Source organism: Bacillus sp. JZ39 (genome assembly GCF_053903145.1).
Map to the genome: position 1 here is coordinate 1,327,463 of NZ_CP096389.1, position 22,155 is coordinate 1,349,617.

The window sequence follows — 22,155 nt, forward strand, 5'->3', positions numbered from 1 at the left end:
CGCACGATCTAAAGCAAAAGATGCTGATAGATATATGGAAATTGGGTAAAGAAGAGATTGTGAGCTTGTACTGCGGTTCAGTCATGCTGAAATAAAAACAGCAAAACTTAAAGATTTCGTCATCGGCTTTGCTGCATGTCAGCTGTTAGATTGGGGGGGCTTTTAAGAAACGCATGATTAAAGCCATACCAGTTATGTTTAATAGAATACTGGTACCCAATACAATTCCCCACGTCAACGTCGATTCAGAGAGAAGAAAGCTCAGTTAAAAGAAAAGCCAATCCTGCGCAGATCATACTCAGTCCCACGGTTTTCATGTTCATGCCTCCTGGCAAACGATGTTTCTAGCATCTGATGAGAATGATGTCAATCTGTATGATATACGGATATCTCGTCAGAAAGTTTCATAGAACAATTAGGTCTTTTATCTAATAAAAAGCCTCAGACCGCTTTTGCGGCCTGAGGCATTATGTTTTACGAAGTTTTCTCTTCTTTTTGATCAAGTTTAATTTTTTTCGTCATTTCTTTGCCGTTTCGGAGAATTTTCACTTCAACGGTATCACCGATCTTTGCGTCTTTATATAAGATATTGCGCAATTCACTGCCTGTATCAATTTCTTTACCTTTTAGGCCGATGATAATATCCTCCGCTTTTAATCCGGCCTTTTCAGCAGGAGAGCCTGAAGCGACCTCACGGATGTAAACACCTTTATTCAGCTGGCTGCCGAACAGGCCGAGTGTGCCTTCTTGGTAATTTTGCGGCACTTGTTCCAGATCAAGCATGCTGACACCGATATATGGACGTTCAATTTGTCCTTTAGAGAGCAGTTCTTCAGCAATCGGTTTTACGTCATTGCTTGGAATGGCAAATCCGATGCCCTCAACATCATCCTCACTGATTTTCATACTGTTAATGCCGACAATTTTGCCGTCTGTATTTAACAAAGGACCGCCGCTGTTACCTGGATTAATTGCTGCGTCTGTCTGAATGACGTTAATGCTCGTTTCGCCGGCTGATGTAGACATTGAAACCGTTCTGTCCACGCCGCTAACAATTCCTTGTGTTACTGTGCGGGACAGATCTTTTCCAAGCGGATCCCCAATCGCAATAACGGTCTCGCCTGTTCTGAGATCAGATGAATCACCGAAGTTTGCCACTTTTGTGACGTGGTCATCACTGATTTGGAGGACGGCTAAATCAGTTAACGAGTCACTGCCTACCAGCTTTGCAGTAACCTCAGTGCCGTCATATAAAGATACCTTCAGTGATGATGCCCCTTCTACGACATGGTTATTTGTAATGATATAAGCCTTGCCATTCTCTTTTTTGAAAATGACACCTGACCCTGAACCGCTTTCTGTATCTTCGCTGGAATTAGAAGAACTAGAGCCGAACAAAGAGCTGTTTGATTGTGCCTGAAGATTTGTAATGCCGACAATCGCTGGTGAAAGGTCTTCTACCATATCTGAGATTTTAGAAGAGTCCTCGCTCTTGAATGCAGATGAGCTGCTTGAGCTTGATGAGCTTTTTTTAGATTCAGAGGAGGTGCTTGTTGCTGTAACAGATTGCGTTTGCTGCTGGCTGGATGATTGTTTTGCAGTGTCCTGAGAATCATGGTCGCCAAGCGGTGTAAACGTGTAAATGCCAAGGGCAAGACTGCCGCCGATCACTCCGCCAAGCAACGGTCTGAACCATCCGAATCCTCGTTTTTTCTTCTCCTGATCATGAATGACATTGCGGGCCGAGTAGGAGGTGCTCTGATCGTTCTCTTTCGTTAAAAAGACCTCATTCTCATTACCTTTCGTTCTGTTTTCATCACGATAGTTATCCATCATGTTCACTCCGTTTCTCTATTTTCACATGTCTATTTATATTGATAGGTTTATGACTTGAGTTTATCATAAACAAAAACTGTGGGATAAAAATGAAAAGATTATGGGAAATTGTGAAAAAGTGCGGAAAACGGTACACTTCATATTGTATATGAAAGGACTGAGTCGATGGAACAGATTGGATTGATTGGATATGGCAGCATGGCGGATATGATCGCCAGACAGCTGTTGAAACATGAACAAATAAAAGAGAATGAGCTATTTATTGAGACGAGAACGAAGGGGGAGCGGCTGCGGGCACTCATGTCAGATTATCCAAACGTATCGGCTGATCCGTTGGAGAATTGGGCAAATACGTGCCAATTGATTTTGATATGCGTCCCGCCGCTCCATGTCATCGAAACAATGCGCCGTCTGCACCCGTATGTGAACAGAAATACTCACATCGTATCCATAGCTGCCGGTGTGCCGCTGCGTCTTTTGGAGGCAGAAACAGAAGCGGGTATCTCACGTGTTATTCCTGCCATTACGTCCGAAGCAGAAGCTGGCATCTCACTTGTCGTTCACAGTGAAGCACTGGCTGCGGAGAAGAAAGAGCATCTGAATGAATTGTTATCGGTTTTCAGCCGTGTACGAGAAATCAAAGAATCGAATGTTGATGCGGCCAGCAATTTAACGAGCTCGGCACCGGGATTCATAGCTGCAATCTTCGAAGAACTGGCACTGTCTGCCGTCAGAAACAGCAGTCTGTCCAAAGAAGAAGCCTTTGATTTTCTGATTCATTCGCTATACGGAACTGGCAAGATGCTGATCGAAAAAAATATGTCTTTCGAGGAGACGCTGGAACGTGTCGCAACCAAAGGCGGAATAACGGGAGAGGGAGCTGAGGTGATACGCGCCTCTGTGCCGGACGTTTTTGATGAGGTGTTTGAAAGAACCCTGAAAAAATATGAACTGCTTACAGAACAGGTTGGTAAACAGATATGAATCCTTGAAAGAGGATTCTTTTTTTATCACTGAGTGGTTGAGATTTTCCCCAGTTATATTGCATTTTTCCTCTTTTTTTAATATAATTTGTTAGAATATTCATAATTTAGTAAAAAAGGAGGAGCGTTATGAAATTGTACATGTCAGTAGATATGGAAGGTATTTCGGGTCTTCCGGACGATACCTTTGTGGATTCCGGCAAGCGGAATTATGAACGCGGACGGCTTATCATGACTGAAGAAGCAAACTACTGTATTGCTGAAGCGTTTAACAGCGGGTGTACCGAGGTGCTGGTCAATGACAGTCATTCGAAGATGAATAATCTGATGGTTGAAAAGCTTCACCCTGAAGCAGACTTGATTTCTGGTGACGTCAAACCATTTTCAATGGTGGAGGGACTGGATGATACGTTTACAGGCGCTTTGTTTCTCGGTTATCATGCGAGAGCCTCGACTCCTGGTGTCATGTCACACAGCATGATTTTCGGCGTCCGTCATTTTTACATAAACGATCGGCCTGTCGGTGAGCTTGGATTAAATGCATACGTTGCCGGTTATTATGATGTCCCGGTATTAATGGTAGCCGGGGATGACCGGGCGGCGAAGGAAGCGGAAGAGCTTATCCCGAACGTGACGACAGCCGCAGTCAAACAAACCATTTCAAGATCCGCAGTGAAGTGCTTGTCCCCTGCGAAAGCCGGACGGCTGTTGACAGAAAAAACTGCGTTTGCCCTGCAAAACAAGGACAAAGTCAAGCCGCTCACCCCGCCTGACAGGCCGGTTCTGAGCATTGAATTCGCCAATTATGGCCAAGCAGAATGGGCGAATCTGATGCCGGGAACGGAAATCAAGACGGGAACTACAACCGTTCAATTTCAGGCGAAGGACATGCTTGAAGCCTATCAGGCGATGCTTGTCATGACTGAGCTTGCGATGCGGACATCATTCTGCTAAAGGGGTGTTTTAGGCTTTGGCGCGATACATGATAAAGCGTTTTTGGGCAATGGCAGCTACGATTTTGGTGATTACCACCCTGACTTTTGTTCTCATGAAGGTCATTCCCGGATCTCCTTTTAACGAGGAGAGAGGCACAAATGAAGCCGTTCAAAAAAATCTCGAAGCCTACTATCACTTAGACGATCCTCTCATTTTCCAATACATTTTCTACTTAAAATCCATCATTACATTCGATTTCGGACCTTCAATTAAAAAACCGTCGGACAGCGTAAATGATATGCTGGAACGCGGATTTCCCGTTTCCTTTGAGCTTGGGATGACAGCGATTGTCATTGCTGTGATTTCTGGGCTGGTGCTGGGCGTAATCGCTGCACTCCGCCGCAATGGCTTTTTGGACTACGCCGCGATGAGTCTTGCAGTACTCGGCATCTCCATCCCGAATTTTATTCTGGCAACATTGCTCATTCAGCAATTTGCTGTCAATCTCAAACTATTTCCCGCTGCGACATGGACGAGCCCGATTCATATGGTGCTTCCGACCGCAGCGCTTGCTGTAGGGCCAATGGCGATCATTGCCAGGCTGACACGCTCGAGCATGGTTGAAGTTCTGACACAGGATTATATCCGCACAGCAAAAGCAAAAGGGCTTTCTCCGTTCAAAATTATCGTAAAACACGCACTCAGAAATGCACTCATGCCCGTCATTACCGTCCTGGGCACACTCGTCGCCAGCATCTTAACAGGAAGCTTTGTCATTGAAAAAATCTTTGCCATTCCGGGAATGGGAAAATATTTTGTTGAAAGCATTAATCAGCGGGACTATCCCGTGATTATGGGAACGACCGTTTTTTACAGCGTCATTCTGATTATCATGCTGTTTTTGGTCGATTTGGCCTACGGTCTCTTAGACCCGCGCATTAAACTGCATAAGAAAGGGTGAAGCGTGTGAATCTCCCTGTACAAACGGATGAACGCCAGCCAGAACAGCACAATCAGGTGCCTGATGAGTGGTTTGTCTCGAATCAGGAAAAAAATCGGGAAGCCGATTCGGTCAAGCGGCCGAGTTTATCATACACGCAGGATGCCTGGAGGAGGCTGAAAAAAAATAAATTAGCGATGGCCGGACTCTTTATTCTTTTATTTCTTTTTGTCATGGCAGTTATCGGGCCCTTTTTATCGCCCCATAGTGTCGTACGCCAATCGCTGACAGAACAAAATCTTCCGCCCTCAGCCGATCATTGGTTCGGCACCGATGAACTCGGCCGGGATGTGTTTACCCGAACATGGTATGGCGCGAGAATCTCGTTGTTTGTCGGCGTGATGGCAGCACTGATTGATTTTTTGATCGGTGTCATTTACGGAGGCGTTGCCGGCTATAAAGGCGGCAGGATTGACAGCATTATGATGCGGATTATCGAAGTGCTGTACGGCCTGCCGTACCTGCTTGTTGTCATTTTGCTGATGGTGCTCATGGGACCGGGACTGGGCACTATTATTGTGGCGCTGACTGTGACCGGGTGGGTCGGCATGGCGAGAATTGTAAGAGGCCAGGTGCTTCAGATTAAAAATTATGAATATGTACTCGCCTCGAAAACCTTTGGCGCGAAAACCTTTCGCATCATCCGAAAGAATTTGCTGCCGAATACTATGGGAGCGATCATCGTACAAATGACATTAACCGTACCTGCCGCCATATTCGCAGAATCATTTTTAAGCTTTCTCGGCCTCGGCATACAGGCTCCGTTTGCAAGTTGGGGCGTGATGGCGAATGACGGCCTGCCTACGATTTTATCTGGGCATTGGTGGCGCCTGTTTTTTCCGGCCTTTTTCATATCTCTGACGATGTACGCGTTTAATGTGCTGGGGGACGGATTGCAGGATGCGCTTGACCCTAAGCTGAGGAGGTAGCTGTATGGAAAAAGTTCTGTCAGTCCAAAATCTGCACGTGTCTTTTACGACTTACGGCGGGACGGTTCAGGCGGTCAGAGGGGTGAGCTTTGATTTGTATCAAGGAGAAACCTTTGCGATCGTCGGCGAATCCGGCTGCGGCAAAAGCGTTACCTCCCAAAGCATCATGGGCCTGCTTCCGCCTTATTCGGCGAAGGTGACAGACGGCAGCATTCTATTTAAAAACAAAGACCTTTGCCGTCTCTCTGACAAAGAAATGAGAGGTATCAGGGGAGCCGACATTTCTATGATTTTTCAAGACCCGATGACGGCGTTAAACCCTACGCTGACTGTCGGCGACCAGCTGGGGGAAGCGCTATTGCGCCACAAAAAAATGAGCAAAAAAGCGGCACGGAAAGAGGTGCTTTCCATGCTGTCATTGGTTGGTATTCCAGATCCCGAAGAGCGCCTAAAGCAATATCCCCACCAATTCAGCGGCGGCATGAGACAGCGGATTGTCATTGCGATGGCGCTGATTTGCGAGCCTGACATCTTAATTGCGGATGAACCGACCACCGCCCTAGATGTAACCATTCAGGCACAGATTTTAGAGCTGTTTAAAGAGATTCAGAGAAAAACGAATGTGTCTGTCATTCTGATTACACATGATTTAGGGGTCGTTGCCCAGGTAGCTGACAGAGTCGCAGTCATGTATGCCGGGAAAATCGCGGAAATCGGCACGAGAAAAGATATTTTTTATCAGCCGCAGCACCCTTATACAAAAGGACTGCTGGCTTCAGTTCCGCGGCTGGATTTAGATGGCGCTGAGCTGATCCCAATCGACGGAACGCCGCCGGATTTATTTTCGCCTCCGCCGGGCTGCCCGTTTGCCGCCCGCTGTCCGAACAGGATGGTTGTGTGTGACAGGGTGTACCCGGGCCAGACGATCAGATCTGACTCGCACACCGTCAACTGCTGGCTGCAGGATCAACGAGCAGAGCATGCGGTGCTGTCAGGGGATGCGAAGGATTGAACATGAAAAGGGGGAAGAGGATGAAACGAGTGAAAAAACTATGGGGCATGGGTCTTGCATTAGGACTTTCGTTTGCGCTGATGGGGTGCACAGCAAATGAACAGGCCGGAAAAGAAGGCAGTCATGATAAGGCAAAAACCAGCGGAGAAAAGGTGCTGTATGTAAATAATGAAAATGAACCGACTTCATTCGATCCGCCGATCGGCTTTAATAATGTGTCATGGCAGCCGTTAAATAACATCATGGAGGGGCTGACGCGTCTTGGCAAAGATCATGAGCCCGAGCCGGCAATGGCGGAGAAATGGTCTGTTTCGAAAGATAATAAAACTTACACATTTACGATTCGGGAAAATGCGAAATGGACAAACGGAGATCCTGTAACAGCCGGAGACTTCGAATACGCGTGGAAGCGGATGCTTGATCCGAAAAAAGGCGCTTCATCGGCATTCCTAGGTTATTTTATTGAAGGCGGCGAAGCATATAACAGCGGGAAAGGGAAAAAAGACGATGTGAAGGTGACGGCAAAGGATGATCGAACCCTTGAAGTTACACTGGAAGCACCGCAAAAATATTTCCTGAGCGTTGTGTCCAATCCCGCGTATTTTCCGGTAAATGAAAAGGTCGATAAAGACAATCCAAAGTGGTTTGCTGAGGCGGATACATTTGTCGGAAACGGCCCGTTTAAGCTGACGGAATGGAAGCATGATGACAGCATCACAATGGAGAAAAGCGACACGTATTGGGATAAAGATACAGTGAAACTTGATAAGGTGAAATGGGCGATGGTCAGTGACAGAAATACAGATTACCAGATGTTTCAATCAGGGGAACTTGATACCGCTTATGTCCCTGCTGAGTTGAGTGATCAGCTGCTTGATCAGGATAACGTCAATATTGTTGACCAGGCGGGTCTCTATTTCTATCGATTTAATGTCAACATGGAGCCGTTTCAAAATGAAAACATCAGAAAAGCCTTTGCGATGGCTGTGGATCAAGAGGAAATTGTAAAGTATGTCACGAAAAATAATGAAAAACCGGCGCGCGCCTTTGTATCGCCTGGGTTTACGCAGCCTGACGGCAAAGATTTCCGTGAAGCAGGCGGAGACCTGATCAAGCCTAACGAAAGCAAAGCGAAGCAGCTGCTCGAAAAGGGCATGAAGGAAGAAAACTATAATAAGCTTCCTGCGATCACGCTTACTTACAGCACAAAGCCGGAGCATAAAAAGATTGCCGAAGCTATTCAGCAAAAATTGAAAAATAGCCTTGGAGTCGATGTAAAGCTGGCCAATATGGAATGGAACGTATTTTTAGAGGATCAAAAAGCGCTGAAATTCCAATTCTCTCAAAGCTCATTTTTGCCTGATTACGCGGACCCTATCAGTTTTCTGGAAGCCTTTCAAACGGGAAATTCGATGAACCGCACAGGCTGGGCCAATAAAGAATACGATCAGCTGATCAAACAGGCGAAAAATGAAGCCGATGAAAAAACACGGTTCTCTCTTATGCATCAAGCTGAAGAGCTGCTCATCAATGAAGCGCCGATCATTCCGGTTTATTTTTATAATCAGGTTCACCTGCAAAATGAACAAGTAAAAGGAATTGTCCGTCACCCTGTCGGCTATATCGATTTAAAATGGGCAGATAAAAACTGATGGCGGTGATTGAGGAAATACTGCTTCTTTATGCGAAGGAGCGGTATTTTTTCTCTTTCTTGCACGTATACGTAGGGTGCAGAGCAAATGAAAGGAGTGTTTTCGTTGAATTACAAGCCGAAAGCGCTGAAAAAGGGTGATACAGTCGGAGTGATCGCGCCCGCAAGTCCGCCGGATCCAAAAAAGCTTGACACCGCGCTTTTATTTTTAGAAGAGCTCGGTCTTCAGGTAAAGCTGGGCAAGGCGCTGAAAAACCAGCACGGCTATTTAGCGGGACAGGATGATGAGCGGCTGGCAGATCTCCATGAGATGTTCAGAGACGAGGAGGTAAAAGCAGTGTTGTGCGCATGCGGGGGTTTTGGGACAGGACGTATCGCCGCGGGCATTGATTTCAGCTTGATCCGCAAACACCCTAAAATCTTTTGGGGATACAGCGATATTACGTTTTTACATACTGCCATTCATCAAAACACAGGTCTTGTCACCTTCCATGGCCCAATGCTCAGCTCGGATATTGGCCTTGACGACGTTCACCCGCTGACAAAAGCGTCATATAAGCAGCTCTTCCAGGAGACGGAATTCACCTATACAGAAGAGCTTTCTCCGCTGACCACGCTTGTTCCTGGAAAAGCGGAAGGCGAGCTTGTCGGGGGAAATCTGTCTTTGCTGACGTCTACACTGGGCACGCCATTTGAAATTGATACGAGAGGAAAGCTTCTGTTTATTGAAGATATTGACGAGGAGCCTTATCAAATCGACCGGATGCTGAATCAGCTGAAAATGGCGGGGAAGCTGACGGACGCTGCGGGAATTCTAGTTTGTGATTTTCACAATTGTGTCCCGGTGAAGCGAGAGAAGTCTCTCTCGCTTGAGCAGGTGCTGGAAGACTATATTATTTCTGCGGGCAGGCCTGCTCTGAGAGGATTTAAAATCGGCCACTGCTCGCCAAGTATTGCCGTTCCGATCGGTGCGAAAGCTGCTATGAATACAGCAGAAAAAACAGTCGTAATAGAGGCAGGCGTTTCAGAAGGGGCGCTGAAGACATGAAAATCATTCGAATCGAAACAAGCCGAATCGCTGTCCCGCTGACAAAGCCGTTTAAAACCGCGCTTCGCACTGTGTATACGGCTGAATCAGTCATAGTAAGGATTACTTATGACAGCGGTGCAGTCGGATGGGGAGAAGCACCCCCGACGTTAGTGATTACAGGAGACAGCATGGATAGCATTGAAAGTGCCATCCACCATGTGTTGAAGCCGGCATTGCTTGGAAAAAGCCTGTCCGGCTGTGAGGCCATTCTGCACGACATCCAGCATCTTCTTACAGGAAATATGAGCGCGAAGGCTGCTGTAGAAATGGCGCTATACGACGGCTGGGCGCAGATGTGCGGGCTGCCGCTTTATCAAATGCTTGGCGGATATCGAGATACGCTGGAAACAGATTATACCGTCAGTGTCAACTCACCTGAAGAGATGGCAGCTGATGCCGAGAATTATCTCAAACAAGGCTTTCAAACGCTGAAAATAAAGGTCGGAAAAGATGATATTGCAACAGATATTGCCCGTATCCAGGAAATCAGAAAACGTGTCGGATCAGCTGTGAAACTGCGTTTAGACGCTAATCAGGGGTGGACGCCGAAGGAAGCGGTAACTGCCATTCGGAAAATGGAGGATGCGGGTCTAGGCATTGAGCTTGTCGAGCAGCCTGTCCATAAAGATGATCTCGCTGGGCTTAAAAAGGTGACAGATGCAACAGATACGCCGATTATGGCTGATGAAAGTGTTTTTACACCGCGCCAGGCGTTCGAAGTTCTGCAAACCCGGAGCGCAGACTTGATCAATATTAAATTGATGAAAGCGGGCGGCATCAGCGGAGCAGAGAAAATTAATGCCATGGCGGAGGCCTGCGGGGTGGAGTGTATGGTCGGCAGCATGATCGAAACGAAGCTGGGCATTACGGCCGCGGCGCATTTTGCGGCAAGCAAGAGAAACATCACACGCTTTGATTTTGACGCGCCGCTGATGCTGAAAACAGATGTATTCAAAGGCGGCATAACATATAGCGGCAGCACGATTTCGATGCCTGGCAAACCGGGCCTCGGAATCACCGGGACTGCGCTTTTGAAAGGGGGAAAAGAGCAATGATGCACACTGTCATATCAGCAGTGGCCAACATCTGGACAGCGCCTGATTCACCGCGTCCGTCTGATCAATTCATGCTTCAACCGACTGTAAGGATCAGAGACTGGCTGGAGCGCATGACGTATGATGAACGGCTTGGATTATGTACAGACAATGTAATCCAAACTCAGGTTCTCTTTGGCGAAAAGGTACTTGTGACGGCGGAACAGGGGGAATGGGTTTCTGTGATCGTGCCTAGCCAGCCATCCCGAAAGGATCCGCGCGGATACCCGGGTTGGATGAAAAAGTACCAGCTGGCAAAATCTATGCCCATCCATTCACAACACGATGTGATGATCAGCAAACCTGCTGCCTTTTTGTACAGAAGCAATGGGGAAAAGGAGATCGAATTAAGCTTTTTGACGGTTCTCCCCTTCATTGCAAAAGAAAACGGATATTTTAAGGTTTCGACCGTTTTGGGAGAAAGGTTTGTGAAGCAAAGTGATGCAGTGCCTGTCAGCCAACAGAAAGGGACTGCTGAAGACATCATTCAAACGGGTGCGTTTTTCCTTGGCCTTCCCTACCTGTGGGGAGGGATCAGCGGGTTTGGGTTTGATTGCTCCGGATTTATGTACAGTATATTTAAGGCAAATGGATACAGCATCCCCCGTGATGCGGGAGATCAGGCTAAGGCGGGGAAGGGTGTCCCGCTTGATGATATGAAAGCCGGTGACCTGCTGTTTTTTGCTTATGAGGAAGGAAAAGGAGCGATTCATCACGTCGGTCTCTCCGTTGGCGGCGGGAAAATGCTTCATTCTCCAAAGACAGGAAAATCAATCGAAATCATTACATTAAAAGACACAACCTATGAAAAAGAACTTTGTGCGGTGCGCCGCTGTTTTTCAGAATAAGGAGGGAGACAAATGACGCCACTGCCTTTATTAGAGGTCAGCCAGCTGAAAATGCATTTTGACGCAGGGAAAAAGCGGACAGTCAAAGCCGTCGACGGGGTCACCTTTCAGATTCGTGAAGGAGAAACGTTCGGGCTAGTCGGGGAATCAGGGTGCGGGAAATCAACCTTGGGGAGAGTGCTGATGCGCCTTTATCAGCCGACAGAAGGAAGCGTGACATACCGCGGCACAAATCTTCATGCACTGAGTGAAAAAGAGCAGTTTGCCTTCAACCGCAAACTGCAGATGATTTTTCAGGACCCTTATGCTTCACTTAACCCGCGCATGACCGTTCGAGAAATTATTTTGGAGCCGATGGAGATTCACAATCTCTACAATACCCATAAAGCGCGGCTTCTCGTCGTGGACGAGCTGCTTGAGGCAGTTGGGCTTCACCCCGATTTTGGCAGCCGTTATCCGCATGAATTCAGCGGCGGGCAAAGGCAAAGAATCGGGATTGCGAGAGCACTGTCGCTGAATCCTGAATTTATCGTGGCGGACGAACCGATTTCTGCACTTGATGTCTCTGTTCAAGCGCAGGTGGTCAACCTGCTGAAGCGGCTTCAAAAAGAGAAAGGGCTTACGTTTTTATTCATTGCCCATGATCTTTCGATGGTGAAGCATATCAGTGACAGGATCGGTGTTATGTACTTAGGACACATGATGGAAATTACAGAGAGCGGCACCTTGTATCGTGAACCGCTCCATCCCTATACAAAGGCGCTTTTGTCCTCGATTCCGATTCCAGATCCTGAATTGGAGGACAAGCGTGAGCGTATTCTCTTAAAAGGAGAGCTGGCGAGCCCGGTCAATCCGCCAAGCGGCTGCGTGTTTCGTACCCGCTGTCCGGAGGCGATGCCTGAATGTGGAGAATCTCGTCCCCAGCTTCAAGAAATTGAACCCGGCCGTTTTGTCGCTTGCCATTTGTATCGAAATGCTGAAACGAAGGAAAAAGTGAGATAAATAAAAAGAGTGGCTCCTTTTTACTAGAGCCACTCCATTTGTTTTATACTTGATGTAAAAACTTTACACAAACCGGGTAAGGGACAGAAACCGTTGATGGGAGGAGTGTCAATCGGCCGGTTTCTTTGTCTCTTTCAAACAAGACAAGGTTGCCTGTTTCTTCATTTGAAGCAACGAGGAACCCTTCCGTTGGGTCAAGTACAAAGTCACGAGGCCAGTTTCCTTCTGTCGACACTCTTTCTACGAAAGCCAGCTCTCCTGAATATTGATTCACTTCAAATACGGCGATACTGTCATGGCCGCGGTTTGCGACATAAACAAAACGTCCGTCCTGCGTGACATGAATTGCGCTTCCCTGGCTGTTATCTGTAAAATCATCAGGGATGGCAGAAACGACTTGGATTTCTCTAAATTCGCCGGCTGTCGGGTTGTATTCAAGCGCAATCACTTCATTGCTTAATTCTGTCATGACATAAGCGTATTTTTCTTTCGGATGAAAAGCGATATGGCGAGGTCCTGCACCGGGAGCGAAGGAATGGCTTCCGGATTCAGTCAACACGCCGTCTTTCAGCTTATAGGTGTACAGCTTATCTATACCTAAATCAACCGCTACCACATAATTGTGTTCAGGTGTGAACCCCGCGTAGTGTGTATGCGGTTTTTCTTGTCTTTCGTGCGGCCCTTTTCCTGTGTGAGCGGCCTCTGAAACAGGTGATTGCAAGCTGCCGTCTTCCTGAACCGGAAAAACGTGTACCTTCCCGCTGTGATAATTGGCAGTCAGGACGAATTGATTTTGATCATCAATGCTTACGTGGCATGGCGAAGGGCCATCAATTAACTGATGATTCAGAAATGTCAATTCGCCGCTGTTTTTATCGATTTGATAGGCAGCAACTCCGCCTTGGCCGTCTGCTTTTTCGATGGAATAAAGGATGGTGTTGTTTTTATTCGGCGCCACATATGTCGGGTTGCCCAGCTTAGCGGCCAGCTTTGGCTCGCTGAGTGCTTTTTTCTCAGTATCAAGCTCAAATGAATAAATTCCTTCGCTTCCGCCTTTTGTATACGTCCCGACATATCCTATGTATTTTGTCATGCGATTTCCCCCTTAAAAATGATGTCACCTCTATATTAACGTATCTTGATAAAATAAGCTGTTCAAAACATGAAAAAGGGGAAGATTCTTCATTCGCCTCGAATCAGCGGCATTGTGCAGCACCTGAAGGAGCCGCCTGATTTAATAATTTCTGACAGGTCAATTTCGATAATGTGATAGCCTCTTTTCGATAGCTGTTGATTGACATGGCGGTTGCCAGGGAGACTGATGATCGTTTTTTTTCCGATTGAAAGGATGTTGGTGCCAAGCGTAAATTGTTCGTCCTCGGGCACCTCAATAAGATCATAACGTTTTGCCAGCATATCGGCTGCATCTGGCTCAATGGCCTGTGGATAAATTAACGCTTCGCTTTCAGATACAATGTTAAATACGCAGTCCAAATGCAAAAATTTTTCATGAAGCTTCACTGGAACGATCGTATATTCAGGAAGTGCCTCTTCCAGCTGGCCGATAGCTGAAATGTCGGTGCGCTGGCTGATTCCGACATAGACAATGTCATCATCGATAATGACGTCTCCGCCTTCAATACTCGTATCAAGCATGCGGGTGTAAGAGATACCTTGGCTGTGAAAAAAATCTTTTATAACGGCTTCTTCTCCTTGGCGAATCGGTTCAGTCATGCTTGACAGAAAGGCTTTTTCTCCGATGACAAATCCTATGTCCCTAGTAAAAACCTGCTCTGGGAGCCCGTCGCGAACGGGTAAAAGGATGACCTCAACGTTGTGTGACCTAAGTGCCTCCACTAAGCGGCTGTGCTGGTCGTTAGCGGTTTTTACATGAATATTGTCATCTTCAAAATGTTTTTGTGTTTCGTTTATAACATCTTTTATGGTCATGTGCTCAGGTTTGCATAAGATCACTTTCTGAAGTGTGCCGTATTCCGTTCGGCATACCGTTTTGTGCTGAGATTTCGGGATGGATACGTCCATTTGTTTTTCCTCCTAAAGTGTGAAGAATACATTTATTATTCCCTCATCATGAAAATCATTAAACCATTTTAAATTTTAGACAAATGGAAGAGAATATTGTTTAATAGGAGAATATAAGTGCATTTAGCTAAAAGATCAGACATCAAAGGGGAGAAAGGTATGGAAACACCGGAAACAAGATTTTGTAAAGAGTCAAAGGTTGTGAAAACCAGCAGGGTGTTCCCGCTTGACACGAACAACCATAATACGCTGTTTGGCGGAAAATTAATGAGCTACATAGACGACATTGCCTCTATTTCAGCGGCGCGCCATTGCAGACGTGAAACGGTAACAGCTTCAATGGATTCTGTAGATTTTTTAAAGCCGATCGGGCAAAAGGATTCTGTCTGCCTAGAGTCATATGTGACATGGGTCGGCACATCTTCTATGGAAGTATTTGTGAAAGTTATTAAGGAACATTTGATGACTGGCGAACGGGAACTCGCTGCCACATCCTTTTTGACATTTGTCGCATTAGATTCAAATGGCAAGCCGGTGCCTGTACCGAGGGTTGTACCGGAAACAGAAGAAGAAATCATGCTGCATAATACAGCTGTACAGCGCGCTAATGAACGTAAGAACCGCAAGAAACACAGCCAGGCGCTTGCAAATGCGCTCGGAACTGATAAGCCTTGGTGAACGTTAAACCCAAAACATAAGTTGTTTTGGGTTTTTTTTTGTACTTTTCAATGGTGATTATTACAATGGTTAGTCCATTTTTGCTAGGGGATTCTATAAAAAAGCAACAAATGTCATGTTAAATTGATAATTTTGTGACAACTTTATTAAAGATTCATTTTAGATATATCTTTTATTCGTAAGATCATGTATTTTAAAGATATATTCTGAATACATCTTTTTGAAAGGATTGTTTATAAAATGTTAGATAACAAAACAATCGAAATTATTAAAAGCACTGTACCTGTATTGCAACAGCATGGAGAAACAATCACTGGCCGTTTTTACGATCGGATGTTTCAAGACCATCCAGAGCTTTTGAACATTTTTAATCAAACAAACCAAAAGAAAAAAACACAGCGAACTGCACTGGCAAATGCCGTTATTGCAGCTGCGGCAAACATTGACCAATTAGGAAACATCATTCCGGTTGTCAAACAAATCGGCCACAAGCACCGCAGTATCGGAATTAAGCCTGAGCACTACCCAATCGTCGGTAAATATTTGCTGATTGCGATTAAAGATGTATTGGGAGACGCTGCAACTCCTGACATTATGCAGGCATGGGAAAAAGCGTACGGAGTCATTGCTGACGCGTTCATCGGAATTGAAAAAGACATGTATGAACAGGCTGAAGAGCAAGCCGGCGGCTGGAAGGAGTATAAGCCATTCATTATCGCAAAAAAAGAGCGGGAAAGCAAAGAAATTACATCCTTCTATTTGAAACCGGAAGACGGCAAGCCGTTACCTGAATTCCAAGCAGGGCAATATATCAGCATCAAAGTGCGGATTCCTGATTCTGAATATACGCATATCCGCCAGTACAGCCTGTCTGATATGCCGGGAAAAGACTATTATCGAATTTCAGTGAAGAAAGATGGTGTCGTGTCTTCTTACTTACACGATGGGCTGCAGGAGGGAGATTCAATAGAGATCAGCGCACCGGCAGGGGACTTTGTTTTAGATCATGCATCACAAAAAGATCTCGTTTTGATCAGTGCCGGAGTTGGCATTACACCAATGATCAGCATGCTTAAAACATCTGTTTCCAAACAGCCTGAACGGCAAATTCTGTTCATTCATGCGGCGAAAAACAGTGAATATCATGCATTGCGCCATGAAGTAGAAGAAGCAGCAAAACATTCTTCTGTTAAAACAGCATTTGTGTATCGCGAGCCGACAGAGGAAGACCGTGCAGGTGATCTGCATTTTCATGAAGGACAGATTGATCAGCAATTCCTCAAAGAACTGATTGCCAACACAGATGCGGATTACTATATTTGCGGTTCACCGTCGTTTATTACGGCAATGCATAAGCTTGTATCAGAGCTCGGATCAGCGCCGGAATCTATCCATTACGAGCTATTCGGCCCGCAATTAAGTTTGGCGCAGTCCGTTTGAACACATACATGAAACTCTTCTCCTTTCAGAGAAGAGTTTTTTATTGAGATATAAGAAGGTAGACAAGCGCCGGTTTCTACATCCGGACAATCACAGACCCGCCGCCATTTGTGCATACACGGTTTTGCTGTTCTTGCATTGTTCTCAGTAATTCATTGTTTACCTCAATCGCTCTAATTAGTTGTTCCATCCTTAGCTCCAAACCGGCCAGCCTGTCGATTGTTTGCTGCTGGTAGCCCGCGGGTTGGGGAGCCAATGGCAGATCAAAGGGCCAATGGGTATTCGACTTCTGATTTTTCATATTGCGTATTGCGCCTCCAATCGGTGTCACTTTCTATTATGTTATGTTCAGGCGATGTGCACGTTCGCCTATTTAGACACTGATGCATAGCGGGCCTGCCACGGGGCACAATAGGCTCAATATGACCAGCGGATGGAGGTAAAGATCGGTGTTATGGATGGTATGGGTATTTTTACTGAAGCCAGTTATCGTATTTTCGATTGCATATATTTTGTTTCGGCTTGCCGGTAAAAAAGCTGTGTCACAAATGAACAATTTTGATCTGCTTTTGACCTTCGCAATCGGAACCATTATCAGTGAGCCGATCCTTACATCCAAGCTGCCGATGTCAATTTATTATGCGGGTGCTTTTTTGGTGCTTTATCTTATCATGAGCAAGCTCTCTTTATCTAATAAATGGCGATGGCTCCTGGTCGTGAGCCCGACTGTCCTAATCCGAAACGGGGATATTGATGAACGCGGCCTTCGTAAAGAAAGGCTGACTGTTAATGAGCTGCTTGGAAAGCTGAGGGAAAAGGGCTATGCCGACCCGGCTGACATTGATCTTGCTATCATTGAAGAAACGGGAGAAGTAAGCGTCATCCCGAAAGAGGAAGCGAGAGCGGTGCAGGTGCGGGATTTGAATATGGAAGCTGAACGGAATTTTATCCCGATTCCGCTCATACTGGATGGCGAAATCCTTGATCATAATTTGAAATATCTCCAAAAAAACCGATCTTGGCTGTTTGAGAAGCTTGAGGAAAAAGGGTACAGCCCCAAACTGCTGTCTTCGATTACCCTTGGCACGATGAATGCACGCGGTGATATATCCCTTGATTTAAATACCGCTAATGAACCGCAGCATGATCCTTACTTATATAAACCGGGAAATAACAATTAAGATGGCTCTCTCTTGTAATGAGAGCTTTTTTCTTTTTTAAAGGGAATTTTTGTTTGGTGTCAAATGTACCTAGTTAGGAGGGGAACTGAACATGAAGGACTTATCCATAAGAAACGACATGGCGCCAACGGTCAGTTTGCTGTATTCCGCAGTGGAACAAAACAGTCTCCGTCTGGCTTCCATCGTAAGCCATATGACACACAGTGAACTTTACTATAAGGGGCGCTGCCAAACAAAAAACAGCACGGCTCAGCTTTTGCACCATATCACAAATGTTGATATCAGATGGGTCTGGCGTATCAAGGAAAATCGGATACCGGACCATATTGAACAGGCATACGGCCCGATGACAGATGAAAGCGGACGGCTGCCTGAACCGGTGAATCAGCCAGACTTAGATGAACTCCTGAAAAGACATCAGCATGTAGTAGAGGAGTTGAAATCGGTATGCTTCACTTTAACTGAAAATGCTTTGAACCAGCCGCTTTCTTTTGAAGGTGACACCGCGACGATACGATGGGGAATTTGGCATATGGCAGATCATAACCGCTATCATCAGGCACATATTGAAGCTCTCAAAACAGAATGGAAGCAGGATGTGGCGAAATATGAACGCTAAAACGAAGCTTGTGACTGATCGAATTCGTTTGCGCTGTATGGAAGATCGGGATCAAGCCACTTTGTTTGGGCTGCTTTTTAATGATCCTGACGTCATGAAATATTATTCCGGTTTAAAAGATAAGAGGCAAACCCGCGAGTGGGTCAATTGGAACCAACGAAATGAAAAAGGGTACGGCGTTAGTCTGTGGATCGCCGAAGATAAGCGGACAGGGGAGTTTTTGGGGCAATGCGGCATCGTTCCCCAGCAGATCGAAAATCAAACCGTAATGGAAATTGGCTATATGTTTGCCCGCCGCCACTGGGGGAACGGCTATGCGCAAGAAGCGGCTCGGGCCTGTCTGGACTATGGCTTTAACGAGCGGCAGTTCGGCAAAATGACGGCTTTGATTGATCCAGGTAACAAAGCGTCCATACGGGTAGCGGAGAAAATCGGCATGCATTACAGCAAAACGATCAGAAAATGGAATAAACCGATCGCGGTATATGAAAGAAAATCTTACAATTGAAAGATAGAGCTGAGTTTAGTATCATGATATCATGTAAAGTTTTCTAGGGTTCCGCATGTCAATTGACATGGACTGGTCCGAGAGAAAACACATACGCGTAAATAGAAGCGCGTATGCACACGGAGGGAAAAAAGCCCGGGAGAGTCAATCTCATGTGAGACGACTGTCCGGGGTTTTTTTGTTTTCGGAGAATCCTAATAGATAGAAAGGAATGACTCAAAATGAAATGGGGATTGGTCGTGCTTGCCGCTGTTTTCGAGGTTGTTTGGGTGATAGGCTTAAAGCACGCTGACTCAGCCTTAACATGGAGCGGCACTGCCATCGGCATCATATTCAGCTTTTACCTTCTAATGAAGGCGACTCACAGTCTGCCTGTTGGTACCGTGTATGCCGTCTTTACCGGGCTCGGCACAGCGGGAACAGTACTTAGTGAAATCGTTCTCTTTCATGAACCGGTTGGATGGCCGAAGCTATTGTTAATTGGCGTGCTCTTAATCGGTGTAATCGGGTTGAAGCTTGTGACACAGGATGAGACAGAGGAAAAAGGAGGCGAGGCATAATGCTGCACTGGATCAGTTTACTGTGCGCGGGCTGTTTAGAAATGGCCGGCGTGGCCCTTATGAATCAATATGCGAAAGAAAAAAGCGTGAAATGGGTGCTGTTGATCATTGTTGGTTTTGCCGCTTCATTTTCCTTGCTGTCGTACGCAATGGAAACCATTCCGATGGGAACGGCTTACGCGGTCTGGACAGGAATTGGCACCGCCGGCGGGGCGCTTATCGGCATCCTCTTTTACAAGGAGCAGAAAGACGCCAAACGGATCTTCTTTATCGCGTTGATTTTATGCTCAGCAGTTGGTTTAAAAATTCTGTCATAAATTGATTTTTATCAAATCTTCAGTATAATGGATAAATAGTTTAGACTTACAAAGATAAGAGGGATTATTCATGAAATCATATATGACTCAGCGGTTGGACGAATACCGTGACGGAAATGAGGATAAAGGGCGGCTCTTGGTCAGCTGCCCCGATCAGCCGGGTATCGTCTCTGCAGTTTCCGCGTTTTTATTTGAACACGGTGCCAATATTATAGAATCAAATCAATATACGACAGACCCTGAAGGCGGCCGGTTCTTCCTGAGAATCGAATTCGACTGCGCAGGCATTCGTGAGAAAAAAACATCACTTCAGGCGGCGTTTGCCTCTGTAGCGGATAAATTCGACATGACATGGAGCTTAACTTTGGCAAGTGAATTGAAGCGTGTCGCCATTTTTGTTTCAAAGGAGCTTCATTGCCTGCATGAGCTGATTTGGGAATGGCAAACCGGCAACCTGATGGCGGAGATCGCTGTTGTCATCAGTAACCATGAGGAAGCGAGAGAGCTGGTTGAGCGCCTGAACATTCCATTCCACTATATGAAAGCGAACAAAGACATCAGAGCGGAAGTCGAAAAGAAGCAGCTTGAACTGCTGGAGCAGTACGATGTTGATGTCATCGTTCTCGCACGCTATATGCAGATTCTAACTCCTGATTTTGTTTCGGCTCATCCGAATCGCATCATCAATATCCACCATTCATTCCTGCCAGCTTTTATCGGTGCGAATCCGTACAAACGGGCCTACGAGCGCGGCGTGAAACTGATCGGTGCGACATCTCATTATGTGACAAACGATCTTGATGAAGGGCCGATCATTGAACAGGATATTGAGCGTGTGGACCACCGCGATAATGCGGAAGCGCTGAAAAACATCGGAAGAACAATTGAACGCAGCGTGCTTGCCCGTGCTGTGAAATGGCATTTGGAAGACCGTGTCATCGTTCATGAAAATAAAACAATCGTCTTTAACTAGACTGCAAGAGGCCCGCGCAAAGCGGGCTATTTTTGATGACAAAAAACCTTGACAAGTGTCTTTTTTCTTTGCATAATATAAAAAAATCATTGAGCGTTGAAGAGGATTAGTAAGCAGACCTTTCTGTGACAGAGAGCAAAATGAATCGCTGAAACATTTTGCCGCATGAAACCTGCCGAACCTGCCTTGGAGTCCTAGGGGGAAAACCTAGGCGCATAACCTGGCGTTACAGGAGAGCGGAGCGTGCACAAGCGCGTTCAATCAAGGTGGTACCACGGAAACCCATTTCGTCCTTATGAATCAGGATGAAATGGGTTTTTTTATTGTAGAAGAGCCGCGGAGGAGAATAAATGAAAAAACAAAGAATAGTAGTGAAAATAGGAAGCAGTTCGCTCACGAATAGCAAAGGAAGCATTGATGAGGCAAAAATCAGAGAGCATGTTCAGGCGATTTCCGTGTTAAAAAAAGCGGGGCATGAAATGATTCTGATTACCTCGGGTGCCGTAGCGGCGGGGTTTTCCAGCCTCGGTTATCCATCCCGTCCCGTTACCATCAAAGGAAAACAGGCGGCGGCCGCGGTCGGACAAACACTGTTAATGCAGCAATATATGAATCAATTTAAACAATACTCACTGACTCCGGGACAAATCCTTTTAACGAGAAATGATTTTTCGAAAAGAGAACGGTACCGAAACGCGTATGCTACGATAATGGAATTATTGGAACGCGGCGTCATTCCGATTATCAACGAGAACGATTCTACGTCTGTTGAAGAATTGACATTCGGAGATAATGATATGCTTTCTGCGTTAGTCAGCGGATTGATTCACGCGGACCAGCTCATGATTCTCACCGACATTAACGGACTGTATGATGCCAATCCAAATGAAAATCCTGAGGCGAAACGATTTGATTATTTGCCGGAGATCACGCCTGAATTGCTTGGATATGCAGGTTCAGCTGGATCAAAGGTCGGCACCGGCGGAATGAAATCAAAGCTGTTAGCCGCACAAACCGCGCTGTCTCTGGGAGTGAAAGTATTCATTGGAACTGGCAGCGGAGAGCAAAAACTTGCGGACATTTTGGACGGCAGGGGAGACGGCACTTATATCGGAGACAAAGAACTATCTTCGGTTAACAACACAAGGCAGTGGATTCAGTTCCACTCGCCGATATCGGGAGAAATTATCATTGATGCGGGTGCCGAGGAGGCGATGATCCATAATGGAAGCAGCCTTTTGCCCGCTGGCGTTGTGGGTGTGAACGGAAGCTTTCCGAAAGGGGCGGTCGTGGAAGTCAGGGGACCGGGCGGCGTGATCGGCAAAGGCCAAACCCATTACTCCTCTGAGGAGATTATGGAAGCCAAAGGAAAACGCAGTGACGAACTTGATTTTGAGAAAACGTTTGAGGTTATTCATAGGAATGACTGGGTCAATGTAAACGACTAGGAGGCGG

At 46.2% G+C, this 22,155-nt stretch carries 23 protein-coding genes, 1 riboswitch and 1 other annotated feature; of the genes, 19 read left to right on the top strand and 4 right to left on the bottom strand.

Features of this window, described 5'->3' with window-relative positions:
• Positions 1-474: 474 nt before the first annotated feature.
• On the bottom strand, positions 475-1,833 hold the full coding sequence (htrA, locus tag M1D65_RS06980; RefSeq protein WP_015715749.1) for a serine protease HtrA: 1,359 nt from the start codon (positions 1,831-1,833) through the stop codon (positions 475-477).
• A 168-nt stretch (positions 1,834-2,001) separates the two neighbouring features.
• On the opposite strand from htrA, the gene proG reads away from it, so the two are divergent.
• The 10 genes from proG to M1D65_RS07030 all read left to right on the top strand — a co-directional run bounded on the left by proG (position 2,002) and on the right by M1D65_RS07030 (position 12,381).
• Positions 2,002-2,820 carry a pyrroline-5-carboxylate reductase ProG gene (gene proG / locus M1D65_RS06985; RefSeq protein ID WP_015715750.1) on the top strand — a complete coding sequence of 273 codons (819 nt, stop codon included), beginning with the start codon at positions 2,002-2,004 and terminating at the stop codon, positions 2,818-2,820.
• Positions 2,821-2,948: 128 nt separating this feature from the next.
• Entirely contained in the window at positions 2,949-3,773 is an 825-nt protein-coding gene (dppA, locus tag M1D65_RS06990) for a D-aminopeptidase DppA (protein ID WP_014479576.1), read from the top strand.
• Positions 3,774-3,789: 16 nt separating this feature from the next.
• Positions 3,790-4,716 carry a dipeptide ABC transporter permease DppB gene (gene dppB, locus M1D65_RS06995; protein ID WP_003245446.1) on the top strand — a complete coding sequence of 309 codons (927 nt, stop codon included), beginning with the start codon at positions 3,790-3,792 and terminating at the stop codon, positions 4,714-4,716.
• Between the two features lie 5 nt (positions 4,717-4,721).
• On the top strand, positions 4,722-5,684 hold the full coding sequence (gene dppC, locus M1D65_RS07000; protein ID WP_014476568.1) for a dipeptide ABC transporter permease DppC: 963 nt from the start codon (positions 4,722-4,724) through the stop codon (positions 5,682-5,684).
• Positions 5,685-5,688: 4 nt separating this feature from the next.
• Complete coding sequence (dppD, locus tag M1D65_RS07005; protein WP_015715751.1) at positions 5,689-6,696, top strand: dipeptide ABC transporter ATP-binding subunit DppD; 1,008 nt, start codon at positions 5,689-5,691, stop codon at positions 6,694-6,696.
• 2 nt (positions 6,697-6,698) lie between these two features.
• Positions 6,699-8,348, top strand: a complete 1,650-nt coding sequence (gene dppE, locus M1D65_RS07010) for a dipeptide ABC transporter substrate-binding protein DppE (protein WP_072174130.1) — start codon at positions 6,699-6,701, stop codon at positions 8,346-8,348.
• An 87-nt stretch (positions 8,349-8,435) separates the two neighbouring features.
• Positions 8,436-9,395: a S66 peptidase family protein gene (locus M1D65_RS07015; RefSeq protein ID WP_049139772.1), complete on the top strand. Its 960-nt coding sequence runs from the start codon at positions 8,436-8,438 to the stop codon at positions 9,393-9,395.
• The gene (ykfB, locus tag M1D65_RS07020; protein ID WP_038829053.1) at positions 9,392-10,492 is read left to right on the top strand and encodes an L-Ala-D/L-Glu epimerase; all 1,101 of its coding nucleotides are present in this window, start codon (positions 9,392-9,394) and stop codon (positions 10,490-10,492) included. The genes M1D65_RS07015 and ykfB overlap by 4 nt, the downstream gene beginning before the upstream one ends.
• Entirely contained in the window at positions 10,489-11,379 is an 891-nt protein-coding gene (gene eepC, locus M1D65_RS07025) for a gamma-D-glutamyl-L-lysine dipeptidyl-peptidase (protein ID WP_041850920.1), read from the top strand. Before ykfB ends, eepC begins: the two co-directional genes overlap by 4 nt.
• Before the next feature lie 12 nt (positions 11,380-11,391).
• A complete protein-coding gene (locus tag M1D65_RS07030; RefSeq protein WP_041850919.1) occupies positions 11,392-12,381 on the top strand; it encodes an ABC transporter ATP-binding protein in 990 nt (329 codons plus the stop codon).
• 43 nt (positions 12,382-12,424) lie between these two features.
• Here the strand turns inward: M1D65_RS07030 and pgl are convergent, their stop codons facing one another.
• A complete protein-coding gene (pgl, locus tag M1D65_RS07035; protein ID WP_038829049.1) occupies positions 12,425-13,474 on the bottom strand; it encodes a 6-phosphogluconolactonase in 1,050 nt (349 codons plus the stop codon).
• Positions 13,475-13,563: 89 nt separating this feature from the next.
• Complete coding sequence (locus M1D65_RS07040) at positions 13,564-14,424, bottom strand: dimethylarginine dimethylaminohydrolase family protein (protein ID WP_041850918.1); 861 nt, start codon at positions 14,422-14,424, stop codon at positions 13,564-13,566.
• Positions 14,425-14,583: 159 nt separating this feature from the next.
• On the opposite strand from M1D65_RS07040, the gene M1D65_RS07045 reads away from it, so the two are divergent.
• Positions 14,584-15,102, top strand: coding sequence for an acyl-CoA thioesterase (locus M1D65_RS07045; protein WP_003232595.1), 519 nt, complete (start codon positions 14,584-14,586; stop codon positions 15,100-15,102).
• Between the two features lie 240 nt (positions 15,103-15,342).
• On the top strand, positions 15,343-16,542 hold the full coding sequence (hmpA, locus tag M1D65_RS07050) for an NO-inducible flavohemoprotein (RefSeq protein WP_041850917.1): 1,200 nt from the start codon (positions 15,343-15,345) through the stop codon (positions 16,540-16,542).
• A 76-nt stretch (positions 16,543-16,618) separates the two neighbouring features.
• Here the strand turns inward: hmpA and M1D65_RS07055 are convergent, their stop codons facing one another.
• Positions 16,619-16,843 carry a hypothetical protein gene (locus M1D65_RS07055; protein ID WP_032725555.1) on the bottom strand — a complete coding sequence of 75 codons (225 nt, stop codon included), beginning with the start codon at positions 16,841-16,843 and terminating at the stop codon, positions 16,619-16,621.
• Positions 16,844-16,991: 148 nt separating this feature from the next.
• Here M1D65_RS07055 and M1D65_RS07060 point away from each other — a divergent pair, with 148 nt between their 5' ends.
• The 7 genes from M1D65_RS07060 (at position 16,992) to proB (ending at position 22,148) form a co-directional block, all read left to right on the top strand.
• Positions 16,992-17,723, top strand: coding sequence for a DUF421 domain-containing protein (locus M1D65_RS07060; RefSeq protein ID WP_015715759.1), 732 nt, complete (start codon positions 16,992-16,994; stop codon positions 17,721-17,723).
• A 91-nt stretch (positions 17,724-17,814) separates the two neighbouring features.
• The gene (locus M1D65_RS07065; protein WP_064671303.1) at positions 17,815-18,342 is read left to right on the top strand and encodes a DinB family protein; all 528 of its coding nucleotides are present in this window, start codon (positions 17,815-17,817) and stop codon (positions 18,340-18,342) included.
• Positions 18,332-18,850, top strand: coding sequence for a GNAT family N-acetyltransferase (locus tag M1D65_RS07070; protein WP_021479443.1), 519 nt, complete (start codon positions 18,332-18,334; stop codon positions 18,848-18,850). The genes M1D65_RS07065 and M1D65_RS07070 overlap by 11 nt, the downstream gene beginning before the upstream one ends.
• A gap of 32 nt (positions 18,851-18,882) precedes the next feature.
• Positions 18,883-18,994: riboswitch (guanidine-I (ykkC/yxkD leader) on the top strand.
• 77 nt (positions 18,995-19,071) lie between these two features.
• Positions 19,072-19,410 carry a multidrug efflux SMR transporter subunit YkkC gene (gene ykkC / locus M1D65_RS07075; RefSeq protein ID WP_003232583.1) on the top strand — a complete coding sequence of 113 codons (339 nt, stop codon included), beginning with the start codon at positions 19,072-19,074 and terminating at the stop codon, positions 19,408-19,410.
• Positions 19,410-19,727 carry a multidrug efflux SMR transporter subunit YkkD gene (gene ykkD, locus M1D65_RS07080; RefSeq protein ID WP_015252242.1) on the top strand — a complete coding sequence of 106 codons (318 nt, stop codon included), beginning with the start codon at positions 19,410-19,412 and terminating at the stop codon, positions 19,725-19,727. Before ykkC ends, ykkD begins: the two co-directional genes overlap by 1 nt.
• Positions 19,728-19,797: 70 nt before the next feature.
• Positions 19,798-20,700 (top strand): formyltetrahydrofolate deformylase, encoded by a 903-nt coding sequence (purU, locus tag M1D65_RS07085; RefSeq protein WP_041850915.1) that lies wholly within the window; start codon positions 19,798-19,800, stop codon positions 20,698-20,700.
• Between the two features lie 87 nt (positions 20,701-20,787).
• Positions 20,788-20,998, top strand: a binding site (T-box leader).
• A 52-nt stretch (positions 20,999-21,050) separates the two neighbouring features.
• The gene (proB, locus tag M1D65_RS07090) at positions 21,051-22,148 is read left to right on the top strand and encodes a glutamate 5-kinase (RefSeq protein ID WP_017695098.1); all 1,098 of its coding nucleotides are present in this window, start codon (positions 21,051-21,053) and stop codon (positions 22,146-22,148) included.
• Positions 22,149-22,155: the final 7 nt, after the last annotated feature.